Genomic DNA, 1,330 nt, shown 5'->3' with positions numbered 1-1,330 from the left:
ACACGCGGGTGTCGTGGACCGGCCGGCCGATCGGCGCCTCCCCGCCGACGTCGAGGGGGTCGCTCATCGTGGCGCAGACCGTGGTCTCCGTGGGGCCGTACGCGTTGATCATCGCGCGGCCGGGTGCCCACCGCTTCACCAGGTCCGGCGGGCACGCCTCCCCGGCGACCACCAGTGTGATCCCGGTGGGCAGCCCGTCCTCGGCCAGCTGCGCCAACGCCGTCGGCGGCAGTGTGAGGTGGGTGACCTGGTGGTCGCGCACGAGCTGAGCGAGTGCCGGGCCCGGCATGAGCCGCTCGGCGGAGGCCAGCACGAAGGTGCCCCCGGTGAACAGGCTCATGCACATTTCCCAGAACGCCGCGTCGAAGCTCAGCGCGGCGAACTGCAGCACGCGGCTGCCCGGCCCGGCACCGAGCCGGTCGACATGGGTGGCGGCGAGGCTCGCGACGCCGCTGTGCGGCACCTGGACGCCCTTGGGGATGCCCGTGGACCCGGAGGTGTAGATCAGGTACGCGCAGTCCTGCGGGAGCAGTGGGCGCGAGCGGTCCGCGTCGGTGGGGTTCGTGACCGGCGACCCGCCGAGTTCGCGGGTGGTGTCGTCGTCGAAGACCAGCGTGAGAGTGGTGTCCGGCAGGTCGTGGACCAGGTCGGAGGTGGTGACCACCACCATCGGTCTCGCGTCGTCGAGCATGAAGGCGATCCGGGCGCGAGGATAGCCCGGGTCGATCGGCAGGTAGGCCGCGCCGGACTTCAGCACGGCCAGCACCGCGACGACCATCTCGGGTGACCGGGGCATGGCGACGCCGACCAGGGTGTCGGGGCCCGCGCCCAGCCGGATCAGGTGGTGGGCGAGCTGGTTGGCGCGCGCGTTGAGGTCCTCGTAGGACAGGCTCTGATCTTTGAAGACCAGTGCGGGCGCGTCACCCACCTGGTCCTCGAACAGGGAGACAGCCGTACGGGGTGTGATGCCGGCGCCGGTCGCGTCCTGCCCGGCGAGGCTCTTCCGTTCATCGGCGGTGAGCAGCTCCACCCGGCGTACGGAGACGTCCGCGTCCCGCGTCACCGCCCGCAGGATCCATTCCAGCTGACGGGTCATCCGCTGCACGGTCGTCCGCTCGAACAGGTCCGTCCGGTACTCGATGACCAGCTCCAGGTCGTGGCCGGCGCCGGCATCCGGGTGTTCGGTGAACACGAACGAAAGGTCGAACCGGGCGATGCCGATGTCCGGCAACCGCAGGGTGGAGTCCAGGCCGGGCAGGTCGACCAGCGGCTGCCGCCCCTGGAACGCGATCAGCACCTGGCAGAGTGGCTGGTGGGCCAGGCTGCGGCT

General features: G+C 71.2%; 1 protein-coding gene. It reads right to left on the bottom strand.

Translation table 11 applies throughout. The features are described 5' to 3' along the window. Positions 1 to 1,330 (bottom strand): AMP-binding protein (locus CF165_RS45940; RefSeq protein WP_143268847.1); only part of this gene is annotated, 1,330 nt, incomplete at both ends.

Source organism: Amycolatopsis vastitatis, assembly GCF_002234595.1.
Taxonomy (GTDB): Bacteria; Actinomycetota; Actinomycetes; order Mycobacteriales; family Pseudonocardiaceae; genus Amycolatopsis; species Amycolatopsis vastitatis.
Note: the sequence above shows the minus strand (reverse complement) of the source record. Positions and strands in the feature narration are given on the sequence as shown.